Origin of the sequence: Corynebacterium sp. 239_CJEI (assembly GCF_001055995.1) — a bacterium.
In the GTDB taxonomy this organism is placed as follows: domain Bacteria; phylum Actinomycetota; class Actinomycetes; order Mycobacteriales; family Mycobacteriaceae; genus Corynebacterium; species Corynebacterium jeikeium_D.
In genome coordinates, this window is sequence record NZ_JVOW01000005.1 from 39542 (window position 1) to 63785 (window position 24244).

The 24244-nt window shown below is 57.0% G+C and carries 21 protein-coding genes and 2 tRNA genes; 13 read left to right on the plus strand and 10 right to left on the minus strand.

What is annotated here, in order from left to right; genetic code table 11:
• Positions 1–239 precede the first annotated feature (239 nt).
• The gene (gene trxA, locus ADB08_RS01015; RefSeq protein WP_016421730.1) at positions 240–560 is read left to right on the plus strand and encodes a thioredoxin; all 321 of its coding nucleotides are present in this window, start codon (positions 240–242) and stop codon (positions 558–560) included.
• A gap of 410 nt (positions 561–970) precedes the next feature.
• Complete coding sequence (locus ADB08_RS01020) at positions 971–2155, plus strand: N-acetylmuramoyl-L-alanine amidase (RefSeq protein ID WP_048733139.1); 1185 nt, start codon at positions 971–973, stop codon at positions 2153–2155.
• Positions 2156–2181: 26 nt separating this feature from the next.
• Here ADB08_RS01020 and ADB08_RS01025 read toward each other — a convergent pair whose 3' ends face one another.
• From ADB08_RS01025 to rpmH, 8 genes are all read right to left on the minus strand, one after another.
• Complete coding sequence (locus tag ADB08_RS01025; protein WP_049170104.1) at positions 2182–3135, minus strand: hypothetical protein; 954 nt, start codon at positions 3133–3135, stop codon at positions 2182–2184.
• A gap of 11 nt (positions 3136–3146) precedes the next feature.
• On the minus strand, positions 3147–4424 hold the full coding sequence (locus ADB08_RS01030; RefSeq protein WP_049170106.1) for a ParB/RepB/Spo0J family partition protein: 1278 nt from the start codon (positions 4422–4424) through the stop codon (positions 3147–3149).
• Positions 4425–4445: 21 nt separating this feature from the next.
• Entirely contained in the window at positions 4446–5402 is a 957-nt protein-coding gene (locus tag ADB08_RS01035; RefSeq protein WP_048733133.1) for a ParA family protein, read from the minus strand.
• A 278-nt stretch (positions 5403–5680) separates the two neighbouring features.
• A complete protein-coding gene (gene rsmG / locus ADB08_RS01040) occupies positions 5681–6316 on the minus strand; it encodes a 16S rRNA (guanine(527)-N(7))-methyltransferase RsmG (protein ID WP_224783766.1) in 636 nt (211 codons plus the stop codon).
• A gap of 320 nt (positions 6317–6636) precedes the next feature.
• Positions 6637–7785, minus strand: coding sequence for a membrane protein insertase YidC (gene yidC / locus ADB08_RS01045; RefSeq protein WP_049170108.1), 1149 nt, complete (start codon positions 7783–7785; stop codon positions 6637–6639).
• An 86-nt stretch (positions 7786–7871) separates the two neighbouring features.
• The gene (gene yidD, locus ADB08_RS11250) at positions 7872–8204 is read right to left on the minus strand and encodes a membrane protein insertion efficiency factor YidD (RefSeq protein ID WP_080969543.1); all 333 of its coding nucleotides are present in this window, start codon (positions 8202–8204) and stop codon (positions 7872–7874) included.
• Complete coding sequence (gene rnpA, locus ADB08_RS01050) at positions 8164–8544, minus strand: ribonuclease P protein component (RefSeq protein WP_049170110.1); 381 nt, start codon at positions 8542–8544, stop codon at positions 8164–8166. Before rnpA ends, yidD begins: the two co-directional genes overlap by 41 nt.
• 20 nt (positions 8545–8564) lie before the next feature.
• Entirely contained in the window at positions 8565–8702 is a 138-nt protein-coding gene (gene rpmH, locus ADB08_RS01055) for a 50S ribosomal protein L34 (protein ID WP_005511646.1), read from the minus strand.
• 694 nt (positions 8703–9396) lie between these two features.
• Between rpmH and dnaA the strand changes: the two genes are divergently transcribed.
• The 7 genes from dnaA (at position 9397) to ADB08_RS01090 (ending at position 20015) form a co-directional block, all read left to right on the plus strand.
• The gene (dnaA, locus tag ADB08_RS01060) at positions 9397–11145 is read left to right on the plus strand and encodes a chromosomal replication initiator protein DnaA (RefSeq protein ID WP_049170112.1); all 1749 of its coding nucleotides are present in this window, start codon (positions 9397–9399) and stop codon (positions 11143–11145) included.
• 502 nt (positions 11146–11647) lie between these two features.
• Positions 11648–12838 (plus strand): DNA polymerase III subunit beta, encoded by a 1191-nt coding sequence (gene dnaN, locus ADB08_RS01065; protein WP_048731377.1) that lies wholly within the window; start codon positions 11648–11650, stop codon positions 12836–12838.
• Between the two features lie 9 nt (positions 12839–12847).
• The gene (recF, locus tag ADB08_RS01070) at positions 12848–14047 is read left to right on the plus strand and encodes a DNA replication/repair protein RecF (protein ID WP_049170115.1); all 1200 of its coding nucleotides are present in this window, start codon (positions 12848–12850) and stop codon (positions 14045–14047) included.
• 5 nt (positions 14048–14052) lie between these two features.
• Positions 14053–14715: a DUF721 domain-containing protein gene (locus ADB08_RS01075; protein ID WP_049170117.1), complete on the plus strand. Its 663-nt coding sequence runs from the start codon at positions 14053–14055 to the stop codon at positions 14713–14715.
• A gap of 289 nt (positions 14716–15004) precedes the next feature.
• Complete coding sequence (gene gyrB, locus ADB08_RS01080; RefSeq protein WP_016421743.1) at positions 15005–17044, plus strand: DNA topoisomerase (ATP-hydrolyzing) subunit B; 2040 nt, start codon at positions 15005–15007, stop codon at positions 17042–17044.
• Between the two features lie 74 nt (positions 17045–17118).
• A complete protein-coding gene (locus ADB08_RS01085) occupies positions 17119–18015 on the plus strand; it encodes an alpha/beta fold hydrolase (protein WP_343217402.1) in 897 nt (298 codons plus the stop codon).
• A gap of 47 nt (positions 18016–18062) precedes the next feature.
• Positions 18063–20015 carry an alkaline phosphatase family protein gene (locus ADB08_RS01090; RefSeq protein WP_049170121.1) on the plus strand — a complete coding sequence of 651 codons (1953 nt, stop codon included), beginning with the start codon at positions 18063–18065 and terminating at the stop codon, positions 20013–20015.
• Between the two features lie 13 nt (positions 20016–20028).
• Here ADB08_RS01090 and ADB08_RS01095 read toward each other — a convergent pair whose 3' ends face one another.
• Both ADB08_RS01095 and ADB08_RS11715 read right to left on the minus strand, forming a co-directional pair.
• The gene (locus ADB08_RS01095; protein ID WP_049170123.1) at positions 20029–20367 is read right to left on the minus strand and encodes a hypothetical protein; all 339 of its coding nucleotides are present in this window, start codon (positions 20365–20367) and stop codon (positions 20029–20031) included.
• Positions 20364–20591, minus strand: a complete 228-nt coding sequence (locus tag ADB08_RS11715) for a hypothetical protein (RefSeq protein ID WP_049170125.1) — start codon at positions 20589–20591, stop codon at positions 20364–20366. The genes ADB08_RS01095 and ADB08_RS11715 overlap by 4 nt, the downstream gene beginning before the upstream one ends.
• A 269-nt stretch (positions 20592–20860) precedes the next feature.
• On the opposite strand from ADB08_RS11715, the gene gyrA reads away from it, so the two are divergent.
• From gyrA to ADB08_RS01120, 4 genes are all read left to right on the plus strand, one after another.
• The gene (gene gyrA, locus ADB08_RS01105) at positions 20861–23377 is read left to right on the plus strand and encodes a DNA gyrase subunit A (protein ID WP_239659997.1); all 2517 of its coding nucleotides are present in this window, start codon (positions 20861–20863) and stop codon (positions 23375–23377) included.
• Positions 23378–23381: 4 nt separating this feature from the next.
• On the plus strand, positions 23382–23714 hold the full coding sequence (locus tag ADB08_RS01110) for a DUF3566 domain-containing protein (RefSeq protein WP_049170131.1): 333 nt from the start codon (positions 23382–23384) through the stop codon (positions 23712–23714).
• Between the two features lie 203 nt (positions 23715–23917).
• Positions 23918–23991: transfer RNA gene (locus ADB08_RS01115), tRNA-Ile, on the plus strand.
• Between the two features lie 31 nt (positions 23992–24022).
• Positions 24023–24095 (plus strand) — tRNA-Ala (locus tag ADB08_RS01120).
• Positions 24096–24244 lie beyond the last annotated feature (149 nt).

The window sequence follows — 24244 nt, forward strand, 5'->3', positions numbered from 1 at the left end:
AGCGGGACGTGTTATAGCCCGGTACGCCCCGTACTCATCGAGCACTTGCAGCGTTCTCAAGAACACCATTAATTAACAATTTAGTACTTCACTCGCACCACCGGAAGCCCTAATTTTTGACGCCTTGAGCGCCAAATCCGTACGCGAGGCTGAAGAAGCTAGGTTGAAAAATTAGAATCAAGACCACAAAACAAAACCACTAAGAACTCAAACGAGCTCATTCTAAGGAGAAGAATTTCATGGCTCCGGTAACCGTCACCGCCAACACCTTTAAGTCCGATGTCCTCGAATCCGATAAGCCGGTGCTTGTTGATTTCTGGGCAGAGTGGTGTGGCCCGTGTAAGAAGATTGCTCCCGTTTTGGACGAGGTTGCGACCGAGCTCGATGGCAAGGCCGTCATCGCCAAGGTCAACGTCGATGAGGAGCGTGCACTGGCTGGCATGTTCCAGATTATGTCCATCCCAAGCCTGCTCCTATTCAAGGACGGCAAGAAGGTCGAAGAGATTCGCGGAGTCCGCCCGAAGGGCGAAATCACGTCGCTCATCGAAAAGCACCTTTAAAAGAACTTGGGGTTGCTCCTTATCCGATACGAGGTTACGACTGCCCACCCGTCACTTCGCCACTGCCACCTTCGTTGGACACACCCCATTATGATGTGACTGAAGTTGTGGTTGTGATTTAGAGTTAGTCCTGGGGTTCTGCCGTCGGGCTAGCCGACGCGCCCTCGTAACAATCAATTCGCGCCTGCGACCTGGTAATCTTGCTGGAAATGGCGGTTTACGTCTTCCTTAATACCGTGAAGGAACCAGGTTGCCGCCAACTTGAGAGGTATTGCTGACCATATCCTCTGAGAGTGCGCGGGATTTCTTAACTGAAGTTTCGTTTAGCTCACTGGCCAGTAATACTGATTAAGTGTTGTGAGGACCCACAACGGCCTAAACATAATTGTGGAGTTCGGAAGGGAGTTTTCGTGCCAGAGTTTCTGAAGGTGGGCGATAGGTCACCTCGTGTAGCCGAGGTACGTTCTACCCTGGCTCGTCTTGGGCTTCTGCCCAATTGGGAGGGCTCAGCCGCGGAGGAGAACTCGCCTCAGTGGTCTGGTGACGATGACCTCTTTGATGAGGACATGCGCAACGCTCTTCTGGCGTTCCAACAGTCCCGCGGTGTCTATGCCGACGGGATTATCCGCGACAGCACCCTGCGCCTACTGCGAGAAGCCTCGTACACTCTGGGCACCCGCGTACTGTCCTACGATCCACTGTCACAAATGACCGGTGAGGACGTAGGCGTTCTCCAAGCTACCTTGCAGGAACTCGGCTTCCACGATGCCCGAGTAGACGGCCACTTTGGCCCGAAGACCGATGCCTCTGTACGTGAATACCAGCTCAATTACGGGCTGGAGCCCGACGGTATCTGTGGTCCCGTTACTCTCCGGGCGCTCAGCTACTTGGGCAGGAGGGTTACTGGTGGCTCTGTAAACGCCTTCCACGAGAAGGAAATACTGCGCACGATGGGGCCGAAGCTCTCTGGAAAGCGCATTGTCATTGATCCAGGTCTTGGGGCAGGGGAGCCCGGCATTGTGGTCGACGGCCCTTACGGTCAGATTTCTGAAGAAGAGATTCTTTGGGATTTGGCCTCTCGCATTGAGGGTCGCCTTGTCGCGGCAGGTGCAGAGACTATTCTGTCTCGTCCTCGTACCGACAATCCGTCCATCGAGGATCGCGCTGAGATGGCCAACGCATTTGGCGCTGACGTCTTCATCTCCCTGCAGGCTGACCACTATCACAACAACCGCGCCAGCGGTATTGCGACCTTTTACTTTGGCTCGATGAAGGGCTCCAACTCCATTCTGGGCGAACAGCTCTCTGGCCTTATCCAGCGAGAGATTGTTGCCCGTACGAGCCTGGTAGACTGCCGCTCGCACGCCCGTACCTGGGATCTCCTCCGTCTGACCAGGATGCCCACGGTGGAAGTCGCCGTTGGTTACCTGACCAACGAGGATGACGTCGCAATTCTTTCTTCCCCAGATCAGCGGGACGTAATTGCCGAATCTATCGTTGTCGCTGTAAAGCGTCTGTACCTGGGCGATGAAGAGCAGCAGCCAATGACCGGCGCTTACAGCTTTGCGCAGCTGATTGAAGAGGAAAAAGCCTAAACACGGCTGACCAATGAAACCCAGCGCTAAAGACTGAACAGCTTTGAGCGCATAAAGGGTTCTTTCGCACTTAGATCCAACGCATGGCCGATTTCTTCGTCCCAGTCCAATTCCGCATCCAACTCGATACGGAGTTTCGGATGAATCGGATGTGGAGTCACCACCCGAAACCCGGAGTCAAGAAGGGTTCGCGTACGAATCAAATCACCGGCGTTATGGTTAATCGCCGCCAACGAATCTGAAATACACGGCTTTGGATTCAGCTTTTCTTCGAGTTGCGCTTCGAAATCAGCGATTAGATTCTCCGTACCGTCGTCAGGCGTTGGCGACGACGGCGTGGATGCCGACATAGAATCCGCCGTGCCACTGCAACCAAACGCTTCTACCGCTGAAATCCCGCGCAGCGCGAGCTTGTGCAGAGCGGTCACAATGAGCACGCGGAGCATGTCATCGTCAACCTCTAAAGCGTTGTAATGCAGACTCGTCAGCGCAATCGCATCCGGCGATATTGGTCCGGAAGGCATGGAAAATGTCGTCGGGCAGAAGCGTGGCGGAGCAAAGAGCAGCGTGCCGACGGTCTCAAGTTTCCCATCGATAAGTGATGCCGGTGGCTTTCGTCGTAGTGAATATCCGCACGGTCCCCAGGAAAGGTAGACGGTATTGAGCCATGCTTCCTTCTCCAAGCGCACCTGGGCGGCTAAATCAGGGCTTAAATCGCCATTTAAGAGGCTTTCACTAGCTCCGCCTGGCCGAGTAGGGGGTTGGCCGTCCGAATGCTTTAAATCACCGTTGAGCGCTTCATCCTCTTCTGGCGTGCTGGGGTCCAAATTAGGTTCGCGCGGCTCAGTCGAGAACTGGGGTAGGGCAGTTGCTGTACGGATATGCTCCATGCCCTGTTCCCAAAACAGGCTTAACATCGTCTCTGGATAGATTCCTTCGATGTCGGCCAGCGAAATTTTCTCGATGAATACTTCAGTCACAGTAACCGGGTTTACTCTTCGTCGAGATGCATCAGTGACATGATGCGATCAAAGTCCTCGAGGTTGCCGAATTCGATAACGATTTTGCCCTTACGCTTGCCCATCTGGGCAGTCACCTTCGTATCAAAAGAATTGGACAGGCGGTCAGCCCAATTGTGAAGGACCTCCGGCTGCGGAGTGGGCTCGCGGTGCTGCTTTTTCGGTCGCTCGCCGGCATTGAGTAATGTCACTGCTTCTTCGGTCGCACGGACGGATAGTCCTTCAGCAACAATTCGCTCGGCGAGGCGCTGCTGTTCTTCCTTACCTGCCTTAACTCCAAGCAAGGCACGTGCGTGACCAGCCGACAGAACACCGACCGCTACTCGTCGCTGTACCTCCACCGGCAACTGCAAGAGTCGAATCATGTTGGTAATAACGGGCCGCGAGCGACCGATTCGATCCGCCAGCTCTGCCTGAGTTACACCAAACTCTTCGAGTAGCTGCTGGTACGCAGCGGCCTCTTCGAGTGGGTTCAGCTGAACGCGATGGATGTTCTCTAGTAGGGCATCGCGAAGCATGTCCTGGTTTGGAGTATCGCGAACGATGGCGGGAATCGTGTCGACCCCAGCTCGCTGAGAAGCACGCCAGCGCCGTTCACCCATGATGATTTCAAACTCGGGTTGCGGCGCGTTCGGATCTTCCTTGCGCGCTGCCTCGAGTGCGGCCGCACGACTATCCTCAGAGATTGGTCGTACGATAATCGGCTGCAATAGACCGAACTCACGAATAGAGTGAGCGAGCTCATTTAGGGGCTCCTCATCGAAGACCTCTCGTGGCTGCTTCGGGTTCGGCGTGATCAGCTTCAAGTTGATTTCGCGATAGGTCGCGCCAAACTCGTTTGCGGCCGAAGTGTCAACATCGGTCGGCTTGGCGCCGCTATGGTCCGCTACTCCCGATGTCGTCGAGGGCGATGTTTCACGTGAAACATCGCTACACTTACCAATAGTCTTATTGTCACTGTGACGTTTCTGCGCCTCATTGGTATGAGGTTTGCTCTGGCCGGATTTTGCAGATTTTCCGGCGTTTTTCCCTTCAGTCAACGAGGTGCCGGATCCCGTCGCGGCTGCCCCCAGTACGTCGGCAACTCCGCTACTTCCAGGCTGCTTCGTCCCCTGGGTACGGCGGGGACCGAAGATAATATCCGCGGCACTCTCACCTACCGAGGGGTTAGCCGCCGGAGCAGTTGGGATCAGCGCGGCGATACCGCGACCGAGCCCTCCCTTGCGGTTCTCCTTTTTTTGATTCGACATCGGTAACTACTCCTAGTGGCTTTAATTTGTCTCAGTGGAATTGGACGGGGTAGGGGAGGAAGCTGGTTTTTGCCCAATCGCACTTCCACCCGAAACTGCTGAATAGTCGCCACGCGTTGCCAATTCCTTCGCGGCGTCAAGATAAGCAACTGCGCCCCGAGACCCTGGATCGTAGGAAATTACGGTCTGCGAATATCCCGGCGCCTCCGATACCTTCACAGATCGAGGGATGAGATTACGTAGCACAACCTCACCGAAGTAGTTACGAACCTCATTGGCAACTTCTTCCGAAAGCTTGGTGCGGCCATCGAACATAGTGAGCAGCACAGCAGAAATATGTAGCTCCGGATTGAGATGCTGACGAATCATCTGCACGTTATTCATCAGCTGAGTCACACCCTCCAAGGCGTAAAACTCACACTGAATCGGGATCAAAACCTCGTTGGCGGCAGTCATCGAATTCAGAGTCAACAGACCGAGCGAAGGAGGGCAGTCAATAATGAGAAAGTCAAAGCCGTTGTCAATCAGGTACTGATCTGACACTGCATCGAGAAGTCGGCGCTCACGGTTCAGGAGCGAGACCAGCTCAATCTCGGAGCCCGCCAAGTCCAATGTCGCTGGCACACAAAAGAGATTCTCAGATTCAGGGGAACGCTGGATGACATCGTCAATCTGTAGTTCGCCAATTAGAAGCTCATACGTCGACGGGGTCCCGGAAACATGCTCAATCCCCAGGGCCGTAGAAGCATTTCCCTGCGGGTCATTATCGATGACTAGCACCTTGAGACCATGCCGCGCGAGCGCCGACGCGATGTTGACTGCCGAAGTGGTCTTGCCCACGCCACCCTTCTGGTTGGCGATAGTAATACGGCGCGGGCGTTCGGGGCGTGGAAGCGATAAACGGTTCGGGGCCTTAACTTGCGCTGCCCGTTGAGCTGCCGCAGCGATGGGTGTGTCTTGCCAGGACTTCCGGCTCATTAACTATTCCCCTTACAAGCACAGCAATCACCAATCATGGCCACTGGAGTGCGAATAAAAACTTAGTAACTATCTGCAAAAGCGTAATCATCAAGCCCCAACAAGCGTTAGACGCCGACGATTGTGGAAATGTTTCACGTGAAACATCCACCTTGGCCGGTAGGACTTTGCCATACCGCGATACTTATCCCACTCTAGCCCGACGGCACTACGCGCCTCAATGTCGAAACCAAAACACAAGCGAACCGGCAGTGGAGTAGGGGAGGGGGACTTACAACCTACTTCTTCTGAATAATCACGGCGTACGTCGAAGTTCCCAACACGGAACCGCCAACCTCTACAACGCGGGGATTAGTTCCCTTCGCCTTGGCAATAAGCTTTGCGTCCCGATCAATCTCCTCTTGCGCAGTTCCACCCTTCAGTGCAACCATCGCGCCTCCGGATTTAACTAAAGGAAGCGACCAGCCCGCCAATTTCCCAAGAGGGGCAACAGCGCGAGAAGTGACGACATCTACTTGGCCAACCTCAGCGCGAACCACTTTCTCCTCAGCGCGGCCGCGAACCACGGTCACATTGTCCAGCTCGAGATCTTCCACAACCTCGTTCAAGAAAGTCGTACGGCGCAGCAATGGTTCCACAAGAACCACCTTCAAATCTGGTCGTGCAAGAGCAAGCGGAATCCCGGGCAAGCCTGCCCCCGAACCAATGTCCGCAACTAGAAGCCCTTTGCCTATCGCTTCTCCAACTACCGCAGAATTGATAATGTGCCGATCCCACAGCTTTGGAGTTTCACGTGGCCCAATCAAACCTCGGACTGTAGCCTCCTCAGCCAACCATGAATGGTAGCGGTATGCTCGATCGGCATTCCCTCCAAACACGGTATCTATCACCGAACGCAGATCCGGATCGACCAAACCTGCGGAGGCTTCTTGATTATCGACGTCTTTCGCGGAGTTACTCAACAGTTCCACTAACCTTTCCAATGGGGCAGCTGTGCCGTCACCCGTCGAGCTTTTCATTACCCCTAGTGTACGACAGTGCAACAGCCATGTTTCACGTGAAACATTGACCGGAGTTGGATGCCAAACTCCAGGCCCCACAGAAAATTACATGCCTGTAATAACAGCGACGTTGTCTGCGCGATAGAGTACCAAGGCAAGCAAAAACGCCCCGCATCAACTGCGGGGCGTTTCGATTAATTAACTTATGTAGACGAAGGGCGATTCCACTTCAGCTATTTCTTTTTCCGCTTCCGGTTCTTCCGATTTGCGGGTTTCTGTCCTGGCGCTGGCTTCGAGACTGGGCCCTGCTGTCCCTTCCCCGAATTACCATCCGGAAGATGGCTAGAAGCCTTGTTCGCTGCAGAGGCCTGACCGGACTGCGCCTGCTGCGCATTCTGCGCTGCCTGACGCTTGCCACCCTTCTTCGGATTGATTGGCTTCTGGCCAACCTTCGGAGCGAGCTTCTCCTGTGCCTCGCGCTTGGCAGCCTTCTTAGCTGCGACAGCTTCCTTCTCTTCCTCATCCAGCTTGCCGAAGATGTAGCGCTGCTGGAAGTAGGTCCAGACGTTGTTAGTCACCATGTAGACAAGAAGGCCGATGTGCCAGAAAGCACCGGTAACAAGAATCATGATTGGGAAGAACCAAAGCATCATCTTGTTCATCATGTCCATCTGCTGACCCATAACGCCTTCCTGGCGCTTCACCAGACCGGCTTCCTGGCGGGCACGCGTGCGGTCAACAGACATGCGAGCGTTGAAGTGCGTTGCAAGTGCCGCGATAACAATCAGCGGAATGGCAACGATCATGATGTCCATGCGGGTGAAGTCCGCAGGCGTACCAGGCACAGTAAAGGCTGCGTATTGATCCTCACCCATACCAACCGAACTGGACAGTGGAGCATTGAGCACACGAGCCAGCAGGAAGGACCGCACCTCATCTACACCGAAGACGTAGTTAGGCGTATTCCAGTTCTGCTCCACCGACATGCCGAGCGCATTGCCCGTCGTACCCGTTCGGTTGAACGAACGCAGCACGTGGAAAAGGCCAATGAACACAGGCATCTGAACCAGAATCGGCAGACAGCCGCCGAGCGGGTTGACACCCATTTCCTTCTGTAGCTGGCGCATAGCAAGAGCCTGAGCCTGCTGATCGTTCTTGTACTTCTCCTTGATGGCCTGCATCTCAGGAGCGAACTGCTGCATCTTGATGGCAGAACGCTGCTGGTTCAGCATCGGCTTAAACAGGAGGATACGGATGGTGACCACAAGCAAAATAATGGCCAGCACCCAGGAGATACCCGAGGAGGGATCGAATAGGAAACCTGAGGCCTTATGCCAGAACCACAGGATGGCCGAAATCGGCACATACACGAAATTGAGCACGGTCTAAGATCACTCCGTTCTTTAGGGGACAGCGCACTCGCGCCTTCGTCTACAAAGCCCCGTCAAAGGCTAAGCATTACTAGAGGTTACCTGTGCATTCGCCTCAACCACGAACCCAGGCCGGGGAATGTGGCAGGAACTGGATCCCAGCCACCCGGATGCCAGGGTGCGCAACGGAAGATGCGCAAGAAAGTCAGCCACAGGCCACGAATAGCTCCGAAACGGCGCACAGCCTCAAGACCATATGCGGAGCACGTCGGTTCAAAACGACATGTGCTCGTGGGCTTCAGATTAGAGATACGACGGCGGTAGAAGAGAATCGCCCTCTCAGCCACACGTGCGCCGGGGGTCTGAGCGAGGGGGCCGTCGTCAAGCGAATTAGCGCCGACGTTCGTATGTGGCGAGTGCCGATTGCACATCGTGGGACAGCTCCTGGCTGGTGGCTGTGGCAGATGCAGGCAGCGCGCGAACGACAATGTCCATGGTGGACGGAAGATTCTGCGCGGCCGCGGCCATAACATGGCGGAGCCTGCGGGATACAGCGTGACGAGTCACGGCGTTGCCCACAGCTTTAGATACGACAAGACCGACACGCGGACCACCAAACCTGGCAATCTGCGTATCGGTCTTATCTTCACCGCCAGAAGCGGCGGTGTCACGAATATGCAAGACCAAGGTCTTGCGTCCGATTCGGCGTCCACGTCGTACGGTGACCGTGAAGTCACGCGAAGAACGCAGCTTATTGCTCTGAGGGAGCACCGAAATCGGTGTCCTCTTGCTTAAGCGGACAGGCGGGCACGGCCCTTGCTGCGGCGTGCTGCCACAACGGCGCGACCGGAACGGGTACGCATACGGGTACGGAAGCCGTGCACGCGTGCACGACGGCGGTTATTCGGCTGGAACGTCCGCTTCGACACGGTTGACACTCCTTGAAACTCAAACGACCACGAGTCCACGCTGAACACACCGCAGTAAACTCCTCGCTTCGAGTGCGAGGCAGCGATGCGTCTGACGCATTCCCGTGATGCACGGAAAAATTACTTACCGACAGATTGAAAGCTACATGCGTTCTGTCGGGTCCAAGCACAAGCTCGGACTCATATCTCAATGGATATGAAACACCCAGATAGGTTACGTCGAATCGAGCGAGAAATTCAAATCAACACGCCGGATTTACCTGGAGAATCATTTTCCAAGTTTTCCGACGGTACCGATGTTGACCTGTGGAAATACTAACCTATGCACTGCAATCCACAGGGCGTTTATCCCATCAGCTGTGGATAACTTCCACACCATGAATCACAGCGAGCAGGGGAAATAACGTGTTTACCTAGGTAAACGCAGACTAGGGGGCTATTTTTCATTGTGGGCAAACTGTGGATAAACTGTTAGTCAATTAGCGACAAGGTTTATCCACAGGTGTGGACAAACATGTGGAAGTCCTGCTCGGGGCGTATAGCACCTTGTGTAGAAACACCCCACAGGGCGAATTACAAGAAATAGCCCCCAAATGGGCAGATATGGCGCTCTCGCCATGCCAAAAACACTCCACAAAAACAGGTCGCCTCGATAAATTTGATGAACGTAAACATGTAAAAGGACATTCACACAGTGAGCGAACAACCAGAATTGCCAGGTGGACTCTGGGAGCAGGTCGTTTCTATCCTGACTTCACCAGAAGGTGCGCCGGAGTTGGGCATTGCACCACTACGCCCGCCACACAAGGCACTGCTGCGGTCAGTGACGCACACTGGTGACTTTCCAGGTTTTTTCCTGCTCAGCACTCAATCGCCAGTGGTGCAGGCACTGGTAAAAGAAGAGCTCAAGGGCATTATCGAGGCCGTCTTAGCCTCGCTGACCGGCGAGGAGTTGGAAACGGTCATCACCGTTGCCGATCCTGCTGACGACGCTGAAGATAGCCAGGCAGCAGAGACCACTCAACCATCTGCACAGCACTCGGGGCAGATGCCATCTGCAGCTTCGCGTCCGCAGCAGGCTCAGCGTCAACAGCCAAACCAGCAGCACCAACAGCAATCTGGCCGCAACTACCCGTTCCCCAGTGCAGATGCGAATGACTTCAATCGCCACGAGCAGCACCAGGGATCGACGCAGACGCCACAGGTGCCGCAGACACACCAGCAGAATGTCCATAATCAGCAGAGTGCCCAGTCACAGCACCGATCGATGGACGCAGTGGATTCAATGGCGCAGGGGCTTTCGCACTCATCTGCCGAGAATCCGATGACTATTGCTGATCAGCGCCAGGTCACAAGTCCTTTCCGCTCCGAGAGCCACGGCACTCCAACCGAGATGAGCATGCCTTTCGAGGAGCCCACCCTCAACCCGAACTACACCTTCGAAACCTTTGTTATTGGTCCGCAGAATAAGTTCGCCGCCGCAGCCGCCGTCGCTGTTGCAGAGTCTCCGGGGCGCACCTACAACCCGCTGTTTATCTCCGGCGGTTCGGGTCTTGGCAAGACGCACCTGCTCCACGGCATTGGTCACTACGCCAAGCATTTGTACCCTAACCTGCGGGTTCGTTACGTTTCTTCGGAAGAGTTCACCAACGACTTCATTAATTCCGTGCGTGACGACGCCCAGGAATCCTTCAAGCGTCGCTACCGCGATTTGGACATGCTCATCATCGATGACATCCAGTTCTTGGAGGGCAAGGAAGGTACACAGGAAGAGTTCTTCCATACGTTCAATGCCCTGCACCAGTCCAATCACCAAATTGTGCTGTCGTCGGACCGCCCACCACGCGAGCTTAAGACCCTGGAGGATCGCCTTCGTACCCGCTTCCAGTGGGGGCTCAATCCGGATCTGCAATACCCGGACTTGGAGACGCGAATCGCAATTCTGTCGAAGAAGGCACAGCTGTCTGATTTGGTCGTTCCGCATGATGTACTCCAGTACATCGCGGAGAACACCTCGTCTTCTATTCGTGAGCTCGAGGGGCGTCTACTGCAGATTAGCGCTCACGCATCCATGATTCATGAGCCTGTGACCTTGAAGTTTGCGCAGGAGATCCTCGGTGCCGACGAAATCGAGGTGCAGATTACCCCGGAGATCATCATCTCCACCACCGCTGAGTACTTCGACCTAACGGTTGCGGATTTGGTGGGCCCGGGTAAGACTCGCCCGGTCGCTCATGCTCGCCAGATCGCGATGTACTTGACAAGGTCCTTCACTGAGCTTTCGTTGCCGTCGATTGGCCGGGAGTTCGGAAATCGTGACCATTCGACGGTTTTGCACGCTGAACGCAAGATTGTTAAGGAAATTCAGGAGAAGAAGCCCTCAAAGGACCAGGTCAACGACCTGACTACACGCATTCGAGACCGAGCTCGCGGCACGGCTTAAAAACCTTGGGCTCGGCGTGCGGAATTCTTGTTATTAACTGCGGTTTTTCCGTGCACAGAGCTGTGGACAACTCGTAAATTTTGTGGATGAAAGATGAAGCCCGAACACTATCCACAGACACCCCAAGTTATCCACAGTTAGACGCACTGGTTATCCACAGCGCGAAATCAGTGAAGACCAGCGGGAATCATGTAATTTCACAATGTGCACACCCCCTATTACTACTCCCGACTTTAAAAATCTCTAGAAACTTCTAGATAAAAGGGGGCCAGCGCACAACCTCTGGCAAGCAACCTCTCGCGCACAACTTCATAAATGCCAAGAACGAGCAAGAACTAGGATTAAGCACTAGACGGACTACAAGAATGCCAGTGAGGTCTTTGGCAGTCTGCAGTAGAGTTGTACGATGGAATCTTTGTAACTCCAGTCATGTGCGCTGACATAGCGTGCTGACAACACAAAAGACGGCTAATAACAGACATCCAATACCGGTGGAGGAACGATGGAGCAGACCGAAGTCCGTATTCGCGCGGCTAAGGACGATCTCGCGGGTGCGGTGAGCTGGGTTGCTCGTAACCTGCCTGCACGCCCGACTCAGCCGATTCTGCGTGGCATGATTTTTCTCGCGGATGACAATGGTCTGCAGCTCGCTGGCTATGACTACGAGGTCTCGACTCAGATTCGTATTAGCGCAGAGGTCGATGAGCCCGGTCGCTTCGCCGTCAATGGCAAGTTGGTTTCTGACATTGTCTCTAAGCTGCCGAATAAGCAGGTAGAGATGCACTTTGATGGCACGAAGGTCATCGTTCGCTGTGGTTCTTCCCGCTTCGAGCTACCAAGCCTGACCTTGGAGGATTACCCTCAGCTACCAGAAGCTCCGGCTGCTACCGGCACTGTCGATGCCGCTCTGTTGGCTGAGGCTATTGGTCAGGTCGCTATCGCTGCCGGCAAGGATGAGTCGCTGCCGATGCTGACCGGCATCCGGATGGAAACCGAAGGTAACGAGGTCACTCTCGCTGCCACCGACCGTTTCCGCCTGGCGGTTCGCAGTTTCGAGTGGGAGCAGATCCCGGAGGGGGAGACCAAGCTGCTCATCCCGGCAAAGACCTTCGCGGAGACTGCCCGCACTCTCGATACCACTTCCAGCGAGCCAGTGACCTTGGCATTCGGCGACGGATCTGATGATCGTGAGGTCGGCTCCGAAGGTCTGCTGGCTATCCTCGCCGATCCTCGTCGCACTACCACGCGACTGCTGGACGCCGAGTTCCCGAAGTTCCGTCCGCTGCTGCCGAAGCAGCATTCCTCCATGGCTGTTGCTCGTGTTGACCAGCTGCAGGATGCCATCCGTCGTGTGTCTCTGATGGCGGATCACGGTGCGCAGATTCGCATGGACTTCTCCGACGGCCAGGTTGTCCTTTCCGCTCATGGCGACGAGGTCGGTCACGCAGAAGAGACTGTGGCCTGCAACTTCTATGGGGAACCACTTCTGATCGCCTTCAACCCGCAGTACCTGCTCGAGGGGCTCAGCGCTGTTCGCTCCCACCGCGTTCTGCTGGGCTTTACGCAGCCGTCGCGTCCCGCGATTCTCATTCCAGAGCCGGAAGCTATCCCGGAGCTCGGTGAGGACGGCTTCTACCCAACGCCGGAGACCGACTTCACTTACCTGCTGATGCCTGTGCGCCTGCCGGGCTAGTTTGCGGCTATGCACATTCGGTATTTGTCCTTGCGGGACTTCCGCTCCTGGCCGGAGTTGGAAGTCGAGTTCACGCCTGGAATTACCGTATTTACCGGGCAAAATGGCTACGGCAAGACCAATATTGTTGAGGCCGTTGGATATCTCTCCACGCTCGGCTCGCATCGAGTGTCTACGGATGCTCCGCTGGTTCGTTCGGGGACCCCGTCGGCACGCATTTCGGCGACGGCAGTCAATGATGGCCGCGAGCTGACGGCGCATCTGCTCATCAATCCGCATCGCGCGAATCAGGCGCAGATTAATCGCACGCGGCTGAAGTCTCCGCGGGAGCTGCTGGGGATCGTCAAGTCGGTCTTTTTCTCGCCCGAGGATCTCACGCTGGTCAAGGGCGAGCCCGCTTCCCGTCGCCGATACATCGATGATTTGCTCGCTTTACGACGGCCACTGTCCGCCGGTATCCGCATTCAATATGACAAGATTTTGCGTCAGAAGAATGCGCTGCTGAAGTCGGCGGGCTCGACGCTGCGCCGTGGCTATTCTTCCTCGGAGGGGCAGGCCGCACTGAGCACGCTGGATACCTGGGATGCGCAATTGGCGCAGGTGGGAGCGGCGTTAATGGCTGCGCGCATGGATTTGATCGCCGAGCTTTCCGAGCATGTCAGCGAGGCCTATGCCACGCTTGCCCCGCACTCGCGCCCAGCCACGATTGCCTATGCGCCGAAGGTCGACAGCCTGGATGGCGGGCCATTGCCCAGCGAACCGGAGCTGCTCGAGGCACTGCTGCTGACGAAGATGGCGGAGCGCCGCACCGCGGAGATTGAGCGCGGTTCCTGTCTCGTTGGTCCGCATCGCGATGATCTCGACCTCATTCTCGGCAATGACCCCGCCAAGGGCTTTGCTAGCCACGGCGAAACCTGGTCTTTTGCACTCGCGCTGCGTCTCGGCGCGTACTTTTTGCTCCGGGCCGATGGACCCGACCCGATTTTGGTGCTTGACGACGTGTTTGCGGAGCTCGACCGGCATCGTCGGGAAGCTCTCATGGAAATCGCGCAGCAGGCTGAGCAGGTGTTGATCACCTCGGCGGTGGGGGAGGAGTTGCCTCAGGCACTGGTCGAGGATTCTTCTGTCACTCATCACACGGTGACGGTGGCGCAGACTGAGCAGGGGAGAATCTCACTGCTGGATGAAAACCCAGTCGCGGAAGAGTGACGGGTATGGTCGAGAACATGGAGCCGGATAACTCACCGGAAGAAGAAAAGGACCTGATCAGCGACGCTTTCTTCCGCATGCGCGATGCCGCTAAGGAGGGCGGTCACAAGTTACCGAATCTCCAGCGGCCACCGAAGAAGAAGGGCTCGTGGTCTGGCCTCGATAGCCGTGTGCCTGTGAAGGCCGCGGAGGGGATTGTTGCGGACGTCGATAAGCAGCGGGCAGCGCAAGCAGTGGTACGAGATCGTGCCGGTACGGTGATTTCGCCGAGCTTATTGAAGGAGGCGGGGATTCGGCTGTACCGGAAATATGACCGTCGACCTGCGCCGATTGGTGCGGTGCTGAATAAGGCAGTAGTTGATCGCGGCTGGCAGATCCATATTGCCCACGGTGTGATCATGACGGAGTGGGATTCGATGGTCGGCAAGGTTGTCGCGGAACACTCCCAGGTCAAGGAGTTCAAGGACGGCACTTTGGTGGTCGAGTGCCAATCGACAGCATGGGCAACACAGCTGCGGCTAGCACAGCGACAGGTTTTGAAGTCGATTGCGGAACGCGTCGGGGATGGAGTGGTTGAGGAAATTAAGGTGCTTGGGCCAAAAGCGCCGAATTGGCGCAAGGGCAAATTGCACATCGAGGGCCGAGGACCGCGTGATACTTACGGGTAAAGGTCGGTAAACGGTCTACGAATACCCGTCGGTATGCGTAAAACTGCGAAATTTGGTCCTTTGAGCGCATCGGCTATATCCACAGTAGGGGACTACGTTGGGGTAAGATGGGCAGGAGAAAACCGGCAGGCGGTTCTTGAGACGTTATCGACTTCCAAACTAGCCAGACCTATCTAGTAGTCCTATGTAGTTCTGGCTGGCGCTGATAGCGCTTGACCGCCGGCCTATTTTTCGCGCGCTGACGAATGTTGCGCGGGGAGAGAACCAAGAATAGGAGACGCGCCGAACCGTGGCTGCTACCGAACATCAATATGACGCCTCATCGATTACCATCCTCGAGGGCCTCGAGGCCGTGCGTAAGCGGCCGGGTATGTACATTGGCTCAACTGGTGAGCGTGGCTTGCACCACCTGGTGTGGGAGGTTGTAGACAACTCCGTCGACGAGGCGATGGCGGGTTACGCCACCGATGTTGAGGTCACTCTGCTGGAAGACGGCGGCGTTCAGGTCCGCGATAACGGCCGTGGTATTCCTGTCGAAATGCACCCGTCGGGTATGCCGACGGTGCAGGTGGTTATGACTCAGCTGCACGCCGGCGGCAAGTTTGACTCCGAGTCCTACGCTGTTTCCGGTGGTCTGCACGGTGTGGGTATTTCGGTGGTTAACGCGCTGTCGACGCGTATGGAAACCGAGGTCATCCGCGATGGCTACACCTGGTACCAGAACTTCGACCAGGCTGTTCCGGAAGAAATTATCCGAGGTAAGAAGACGCGCGGCTCGGGTACCACGCAGCGTTTCTGGCCGGACCCGGAGATTTTTGAGACCACCGATTTCAAGTTCGACACCATTTCTCGCCGCCTGCGCGAGATGGCGTTTTTGAACAAGGGCCTGACCATCACGTTGGTGGACAAGCGTGTCTCCGAGGAGGAGCTCGAGGCCGAGGCTCTGGCGGAGCAGGCGGAGACCGAATCCGCTGAGATCGCCAAGGATGCGGTTGAGGAGCAGAAGGAGAAGGCAGAGAAGACCACCAAGCCGAAGGAGCGCCGCAAGGTCTTCCACTACCCGAATGGTCTGCGGGACTATGTCGAGACTCTGAACAAGTCGAAGAACATCATCCACCCGACCATCATTTCCTTCGATGCTGCAGGTGACGGCCACGAGGTCGAGATTGCAATGCAGTGGAACTCGGGTTACTCCGAGTCGGTGCACACCTTCGCCAACACCATTAACACCATTGAGGGTGGCACGCACGAAGAGGGCTTCCGTTCTGCGTTGACATCGCTGATGAACCGCTATGCGCGTGAGCACCGCCTGTTGAAAGAGAAGGAAAACAACCTCTCCGGCGAGGACTGCCGTGAAGGTCTCGCTGCCGTGATTTCGGTGAAGGTCGCCGATCCGCAGTTCGAGGGCCAGACGAAGACGAAGCTCGGTAACACCGAGGTGCGTTCCTTCGTCCAGCGCATGACTAATGAACACATCGGTCACTGGCTGGAGGCCAATCCGGCTGAGGCCAAGGCCATTGTTAACAAGGCCATTGCTTCGGCACATGCCCGTCAGGCGGCTCGTAAGGCCCGTGACCTGGTACGTCGTAAGTCCGCGACCGATCTTGGCGGTCTTCCGGGTAAGTTGGCGGACTGCCGCTCGAAGGACCCGAAGCAGTCCGAGCTGTTCATCGTGGAGGGTGACTCCGCAGGTGGTTCTGCAAAGGCAGGCCGAAACTCGCTGTTCCAGGCCATTTTGCCGCTGCGCGGTAAGATCTTGAACGTCGAGAAGGCGCGCCTGGATAAGACGCTGAAGAATAACGAGGTCCAGGCCATTATTACGGCGCTGGGCACCGGTATTCACGACGAGTTCGACATCGAGAAGCTGCGCTACCACAAGATTGTGCTGATGGCCGACGCCGATGTCGATGGTCAGCACATTGCCACGCTGCTACTGACGCTGCTGTTCCGACTGATGCGTCCGCTGATTGATGAAGGGCACGTCTACCTCGCCCAGCCACCGCTGTACAAGCTCAAGTGGGCCAAGGGTGAGCCGGGCTACGCCTACTCAGATGCTGAGCGCGATCAGCTGCTGGAAGAGGGGCTGGCTGCCAACCGCAAGATCAACAAGGACGATGGTGTTCAGCGTTACAAGGGTCTCGGTGAGATGAACGCCGCTGAGCTGTGGGATACCACCATGGATCCGGATCACCGCGTGCTGCGTAAGGTCGCCCTCGAGGACGCGCAGAAGGCGGACGAACTGTTCACCATTCTGATGGGCGATGACGTCGCTTCACGACGTTCGTTCATTACCCGTAATGCGAAGGACGTTCGCTTCCTCGACGTCTAAGCCGATACCAAGTCTGGTTATCGGCTTGTCGGTTCCCCTGACAAAACCTCCGTTCAGCCATTAATGTTTATGAAATGGAAGATACTCGGGGAAGCATGGTCAACGGGGAACCGCCAGTCGAGCCACGTATTGTGCAGGAGACATTGCCAGATGGCTCCGTGACCCCGATGGCGCTTCGGTTTCCCGAAGGTTCGCCTCGGGGCATTGTCGTTATTTGGCCGGGCTTTGGCATGGGTGCTCGCTACTACCGGCCGATTGCCCAAGAGTTACAGCGCCGAGGTTTTTGCGTCCTGACCTCGGAGTTGCGTGGCCAGGGTAACCAGACTGCAGTGGCCACCCGCCGTCACAATTGGGGCTACCAGGATCTCGCATCGGTGGATTACCCGTTGGCCGTGGCTCGTGCTCGGAAGGAATTCGACCATCTGGCAGCAGGGAAGAAGCTTCCCGTTTATTTGCTGTGTCATTCCATGGGCGGCCAGATTGCTTCTCTGTATTTGGCCCGACCGGAAGCGGATGTGGCCGGCGTGGTGATGGTCGGATCCGGCACCCCGCACTATAGGTGTTTTACTGGCAACGAGTACAAGCGGCTTCGTTACGGTGCACCATTTATGCAGGTGGTATCCCAGATTTTGGGTTATTGGCCGGCAGGCAGGTTCGATGTGGCCGGTTACGGTCGGCAGGCTCGCAATCATGTGGTGGAGTGGGCGCGCTTCTCGCGCACGGGCTTGCTGCGACCACGGGGTGCAGACATCGACTATGCCGCTGAGATGCCGAAAGTAACTACCCCAGCGTTATTGCTGAACTGTGGCGGTGACCGTGATTGCCCAGCGGAATCTGCGCAAGCGCTAGCTCGGATGTTGCCTAAGTCTGCAAAGTACGAGTTCATTGAGCAGCGGCTGGGCCACAATCGCTGGGCGCGTGAGCCGCAGGCTGTGGTTGACCGTCTAGAGCGGTTTATTGAGGAAATTTAAACCACAATTTTCCAGCCTGTAATCTGCGCTTCTTAACGTAGATGCCTATGGCAACTTCACCTAAAAATATATCTGAATTTTCCCGTCGGCACTTCCTGCAGACCGCCGCTGGAGTCGGTGCTGCAGCGGCTGCGAGCACGCTGCTGCCGCCATCGTTGCTCCATGCACTCGCGCAGCCCCGACCGGCTGGCTCCCTCGACCAGGTTGAGCACGTTGTCGTGTTGATGCAGGAAAACCGCTCTTTTGATCACTACTTCGGCACGCTCCGAGGTGTGCGGGGGTACAACGACAATTCCGCTTTGCCGGGCGTTTTCAACCAGAGTGGGGTCAGTCCATACCTGATTCGCAACGCCGCTAATCGCGGTGATCTCTCGGTGGAGTACATTGCAAGTTTGCCGCACGGTTGGGAAGACGGGCAGGTTGCACTAAACGGCGGCCGCTGTAACGGCTGGATCGAGGCCAAGGGCAAGGGCACGATGGCCTGTTATGACCGTCAGGACATCGCGTTCCAATTCGCTCTCGCAGAGACGTTCACTATCTGCGATGGTTACTTTTCCTCGATGCCTACGTCGACAAGCCCGAACCGCAACTACCTGTTTTCGGGTGATACCCGAAAGGAACCGTGGGGGACTGGAGCGGTTGGCAATGCGGCGTACGAGCCGACGCACCCGGGGTACAGGTGGCGCACGTATGCCGAGGATCTCTCGGCGGCTGGGGTGCCATGGCGCGTTTACCAGGAGTGGGATAACTACACGGACAACAACCTGGATTTCTTCGCCGCGTTTCGAAATATTGGCCGCAAGGTCATTCGTGAGGCCGGGCTGCCTGGGCTCGACATGACGGGTTTCCACGAGAAGCTGCTGGAACTGGGCGATGGGATGCCGCCAACTGCAGAGCAGCAGGAGATGGTCGACCGCCTGAATGCCGCTGTGGAGAAGCTGCCTGAGGCGGAACGGGATCTCTATGATCGCGCGCTGGACCGCCGCCAGCCGGGCACGCTAACCGACGCTTTCCGACGGGACGTTGAATCCGGACAGCTGCCAAAGGTGTCCTGGATTGTGCCGTCGGCCGCGGAAAGCGAGCACCCGGGAGCGTCCTCGCCGATTCAGTCGGCGAATATCACTTACCGCCTGTTGGATGCGTTGGCCTCCAACCCGGAGGTGTGGGCCAAGACCGTCTTCCTGATTAACTTTGACGAGTTTGATGGTTACTTCGACCATGTGGTGCCGCCGCTGCCGCCGAAGAATGAGCCGGGGGAGTGGTACCTGGGCAAGCCGAAGGGGCTCGGTTTCCGCGTCCCGATGACTGTCATTTCACCGTGGTCGGTGGGTGGTTTGGTGTCCTCAGAGGTCTTCGATCACACTTCGGTGATCCGTTTCCTGGAGCAAGTCACCGGCGTGAGCTGCGGAAATATCACTGATTGGCGTCGTCGGGTATGTGGTGATTTGGTATCCACACTGGACTTCTCGGCGTCTACGGGAATGCAGCTTCCAGAGCAGCCGGGACCAGCGCCGGAGTTTGTGAAGCGCTGGGAGGCGGAGCCGGCCGGTGACTATCCTGTGCAGGAGTCCGAGCAGGCGACCGCGCTGCCGACACCGTACCGGCTGCACGCCTACCTCAAAGGCGGCAATCTTGTGCTGGTCAATGACGGTTCCCGTGAGGCTGTTTTCGCTGTTTACAGTGGCAATAAGGTGGAGCATCACACGGTGCTCGGTACGTTAGAGCTGCGAATTGGACTCCTGGAGCGCGCACTTACCGTGTGCGGCCCGGACCGCTTCCTGCGTGTATTCAGCAAGACGGCGAAAGAGTTGCCGGAGGTCACTTTGGAGCACGCGGCGGGACGTGTTCTAGTTGGCGGGCAGGACCGGACGGCTGATTATGTCCGTGATGGTTGGTACGAGGTTGAGCTGGCTGAAGGTGAGGCCACGGCGTATTACACGGGCCGGCTGGAGTCCGGCAATCGCATTCCGACCAGCCCGTTTACCCGAAAGAGTGACTAGGCCCTGTCCCCGGCTAAGTGCCGCCTTTGACCAGATCCCACGTCTCTGCGAATGACAGCTCTTCGCCGTTGGTGGTGAGGAGTATGTGTGCAAGTAGTGCGCCCAGTGCGGTGTTGCCAAAACTTAGTGGTTTCACGTGAAACGTTGCGTAAGCGACCGCCTGCGCTGCCGCAGAAATCGCGGGAAAGCTACGGTGACCAGCAATGACTCCTGAGCTGGCGGCGACAATAGCGCTGATTGTCCACGGCCTCGCAAGTGTAGCGTCGGCCAATTCCGGCACTGTGGCCACCAGTTCATCGGTAGCCGCCAGGATAGCGGCCTCGCTGAGAGGCTGAATCTGAGGCGCGCTCATTCTTGTACTCCGCGGGGCCTTGGGGAGCTCAACTTTCGCAGCAGCGCCATGTCGGTATCAATTACGCTTGCCGTAATTTCCCGGGCTTGACCTTGTTGAAGGGCTCTCGTGGCGGCGGATTCGATGGCGCGAATGACGGCCTCGTGTTTAGACACGCCCTCCATGTGCGCCAGCAGAGCCAAGGCGGTGTCCTGTTCTTTCGTGAGCCTCAAGGTCATCGCCATCGCATTTGCTCCCTGCTATCTAACTGCGCTTCTTAACTGCGCTAGTTTGTTTCTCGCTATCAGGCCTAAAACCCCAGATTTGATACCACAATGGTATCGAAAAGTTGCACACGGCGTCGTAAAGCGGGCTCTAAAGCCCTGTAGAATGGATGCGAACCTCTTTTAAGTAAAGGAAGCAGTCATTGAGCGACGATAACAACAACGACGGCTCATCTTTCGGAAGTGGAGTATTGGGCCACCAGGTTCGCCCGATCGACATCAATGAAGAGATGCAGTCGAGCTATATCGACTACGCCATGAGCGTGATTGTTGGCCGTGCGCTGCCGGAGATCCGTGATGGTCTCAAGCCGGTGCACCGCCGCATTCTCTACGCCATGTTCGACAACGGCTACCGCCCGGAGCGCGGCTATGTGAAGTCCGCAAAGCCGGTTTCGGACACGATGGGTAACTACCACCCGCACGGCGACAGAGCTATTTACGACACCATGGTGCGCATGGCGCAGCCGTGGTCCATGCGCTATCCGCTTGTCGACGGTCAGGGTAACTTCGGCTCCCGCGGTGACGACGGCCCCGCAGCTATGCGTTACACCGAGGCCCGTCTGACGCCGTTGGCCATGGAAATGGTGCGCGACATTCGCGAAAACACCGTCGATTTCCAGCCGAACTACGACGGTCGTACGACAGAGCCGGTTATTCTGCCGTCGCGTGTCCCGCAGCTGTTGATGAACGGCTCCGGCGGTATTGCCGTCGGTATGGCCACCAATATCCCACCGCACAACCTGCGTGAGGTCGCGGATGCCATCAACTGGTGCCTGGACAACCCGGAAGCGGATGAAAAGACCACGCTGGATGCGGTCATGGAGCGCATCAAGGGCCCGGATTTCCCAACTGCCGCCCAAATTGTCGGCGATAAGGGCATCAAGGAGGCCTACACCACCGGCCGTGGTTCGATTCGCATGCGCGGTGTGACCTCGATTGAGCAGGAGGGCACTCGTCAGTCGATTGTCATCACTGAGCTGCCGTACCAGGTCAACCCGGACCGCATGATTGCCAACATCGCGGATCAGGTCAAGGACGGGCGTCTGCAGGGCATTGCCTCGATTGATGACGAATCTGACCTGAAGTGGGGCATGCGTATCGTCGTCAAGCTCAAGCGCGACGCCGTACCGCGTGTGGTGCTGAACAACCTGTACAAGCACTCCCAGCTGCAGACCAGCTTCGGTGCGAACATGCTCGCCATCGTCGACGGTGTGCCGCGTACGCTGCGCATTGACCAGATGGTGACGCTGTATGTCGCCCACCAGATTGAGGTCATTGTTCGACGGACCCAGTTCCGCCTGGACGAGAAGGAAAAGCGCGCCCATATCCTGCGCGGCCTGGTCAAGGCCCTGGATATGTTGGACGAGGTCATCGCTCTGATTCGCCGGTCTGCCACGGTTGATACCGCGCGCACGGGCCTGATGGGTCTGCTCGAAATCGACGAGATTCAGGCTGACGCCATTTTGGCGATGCAGCTGCGTCGTCTGGCTGCTCTGGAGCGCCAGAAGATCATTGACGAGTTGGCTGAGATCGAGCTCGAGATCGCCGACCTGAAGGACATCCTGGCCAAGCCGGAGCGTCAGCGCGCCATCGTTAAGGAAGAGCTGGGCGAGGTCGTGGAGAAGTACGGCGATGACCGTCGTACCCAGATTGTGGCCGCTGAGGGCGACGTCACCGAAGAGGACCTCATCGCCCGCGAAAACGTGGTTGTGACCATTACTTCCACGGGCTACGCCAAGCGCACCAAGGTCGATGCCTACAAGGCCCAGCGCCGTGGTGGCAAGGGCGTGCGCGGTGCGGACCTGAAGCAGGACGACATTGTCCGCCACTTCTTCGTCTGCTCCACGCACGACTGGATTCTGTTCTTCACCAACAAGGGTCGCGTCTACCGACTCAAGGCCTACGAACTGCCGGAGGCCACTCGCGCCGCCCGCGGCCAGCATGTCGCCAATCTGCTGGAGTTCCAGCCGGAGGAGCGCATCGCCGAGGTGCTGCAGATTCAGAGCTACCAGGACAGCCCGTACCTGGTGCTGGCCACCAGCGAGGGCAAGGTAAAGAAGTCCCGTTTGGAGGACTACGAGTCCGCTCGTTCCGCTGGCCTGATTGCCATCAACCTGCGCGAAGGCGACTCCCTCATCGGTGCCCGTCTGTGCTCTGCTGACGATGACCTGCTGCTCGTCTCCGAGCGCGGCCAGGCTATCCGCTTCACCGCCTCCGACGACGCGCTGCGCCCGATGGGCCGCGCCACTGCCGGTGTCCAGGGCATGCGCTTCAAGGGCGACGACAAGCTGCTCAGCATGGTCGTGGTCGAGGAAGAGCACAACCTGCTGGTCGCAACGACCGGCGGCTTCGGCAAGAAGACCAAGCTCAGCGAGTACACCCCGCAGAACCGCGGCGGTATGGGCGTGCTGACGCTCAAGTACGACCCGAAGCGTGGTCCGCTGATGGGCGCCCTGGTGGTGGACAACGACGACGAAATCTTCGCTGTCACCTCCGCCGGCGACATCATCCGCACCAACGTCAACGAGATTCGCGCCACCTCGCGTGCCACTAAGGGCGTGCGCCTGGTCAACCTCGCTGACGGCGTGGAACTGCTGGCTATCGACCGCAACGTCGAGGATGAGGGCGAAGAGACCGCTTCTAAGGTCTCTGAGGCCGGAACCTTGGACGTAGTCCCGAAGCGCACCGGCGCCACCAAGAGCACCGGTGCTGCCGAGTCCGGTGACTCGGAGGCGGAGAAGGAGTAAGCGCATGGCCGAAACTAACTTGGTAGTCGACAAGGTGAGCCCCTGGTCCGCCATGCGCATTACGGCGGCCACTGGTTTCATTTGCTTCCTCGTCTGGCTTGCCGCGGTTGGCCTGCTCTACCTCTTGCTCTCCGGGATGGGATTGCTCGCTCCGATTAGTGAAATGGTCGGCGGGGAGGATTCCATCAGCGCGGGTCTCGTCCTTGGCCTGGCGGCCGCTGTAGGAGCGCTGTGGTGGGTGCTGTCGATTGGGCTCATGGCCCTCGGCGCGGTTATCTACAACGCTTGCGGCGGTCTCGTCGGAGGTCTCAAGATTTCGCTTGCCGACGACAGCTAGGCTGCCTAGCCTCCCGCTGGCCCCGGTGTCACCCCCGTTCGGTGGCCCCGGGGCCGCGTTGGTTCAGAGGTGTTTTCAGTGATCTGGTTATGGAGTAGCCGTAATGACTACTTAATGACTACTTTTTAACTCAATATTTAGGCCTCTGACCAGGCGATTTGTGAAGTGTCATGGTTACGGGTTAAGTTATATCTCGTTCCACGGGGCCTATAGCTCAGGCGGTTAGAGCACTTCGCTGATAACGAAGGGGTCGGAGGTTCAAGTCCTCCTAGGCCCACTGCCGAACAAGGTATAATTGCTCGGTGTACGGGGCTTTAGCTCAATTGGTAGAGCACCTGCTTTGCAAGCAGGAGGTCAGGGGTTCGATTCCCCTAAGCTCCACAAGGAACAAAATCCCCCGGTCGTAAGGCCGGGGGATTTTTGCGTTTTGGGGATGTAGAAGGGGAGGGGGGGTTAGGGTTAAGTAAAGAAAGGGTTAAGTAAAGAAAAGTGTGTCTTTTCCGGGCGTGTTGCGGTTATTTGATCCAGCC

Coding starts and splice junctions, on each gene's coding strand:
- ADB08_RS11715 (WP_049170125.1), bottom strand. CDS start 20,591: ATGGCGATGACCTTGAGGCTCACGAAAGAACAGGACACCGCCTTGGCT.
- ADB08_RS01095 (WP_049170123.1), bottom strand. CDS start 20,367: ATGAGCGCGCCTCAGATTCAGCCTCTCAGCGAGGCCGCTATCCTGGCG.
- ADB08_RS01035 (WP_048733133.1), bottom strand. CDS start 5,402: ATGAGCCGGAAGTCCTGGCAAGACACACCCATCGCTGCGGCAGCTCAA.
- gyrA (WP_239659997.1), top strand. CDS start 20,861: ATGCAGTCGAGCTATATCGACTACGCCATGAGCGTGATTGTTGGCCGT.
- ADB08_RS01075 (WP_049170117.1), top strand. CDS start 14,053: ATGGTCGAGAACATGGAGCCGGATAACTCACCGGAAGAAGAAAAGGAC.
- ADB08_RS01030 (WP_049170106.1), bottom strand. CDS start 4,424: ATGTCGAATCAAAAAAAGGAGAACCGCAAGGGAGGGCTCGGTCGCGGT.
- recF (WP_049170115.1), top strand. CDS start 12,848: ATGCACATTCGGTATTTGTCCTTGCGGGACTTCCGCTCCTGGCCGGAG.
- ADB08_RS01110 (WP_049170131.1), top strand. CDS start 23,382: ATGGCCGAAACTAACTTGGTAGTCGACAAGGTGAGCCCCTGGTCCGCC.
- trxA (WP_016421730.1), top strand. CDS start 240: ATGGCTCCGGTAACCGTCACCGCCAACACCTTTAAGTCCGATGTCCTC.
- yidD (WP_080969543.1), bottom strand. CDS start 8,204: ATGTGCAATCGGCACTCGCCACATACGAACGTCGGCGCTAATTCGCTT.
- ADB08_RS01085 (WP_343217402.1), top strand. CDS start 17,119: ATGGAAGATACTCGGGGAAGCATGGTCAACGGGGAACCGCCAGTCGAG.
- dnaN (WP_048731377.1), top strand. CDS start 11,648: ATGGAGCAGACCGAAGTCCGTATTCGCGCGGCTAAGGACGATCTCGCG.
- ADB08_RS01090 (WP_049170121.1), top strand. CDS start 18,063: ATGGCAACTTCACCTAAAAATATATCTGAATTTTCCCGTCGGCACTTC.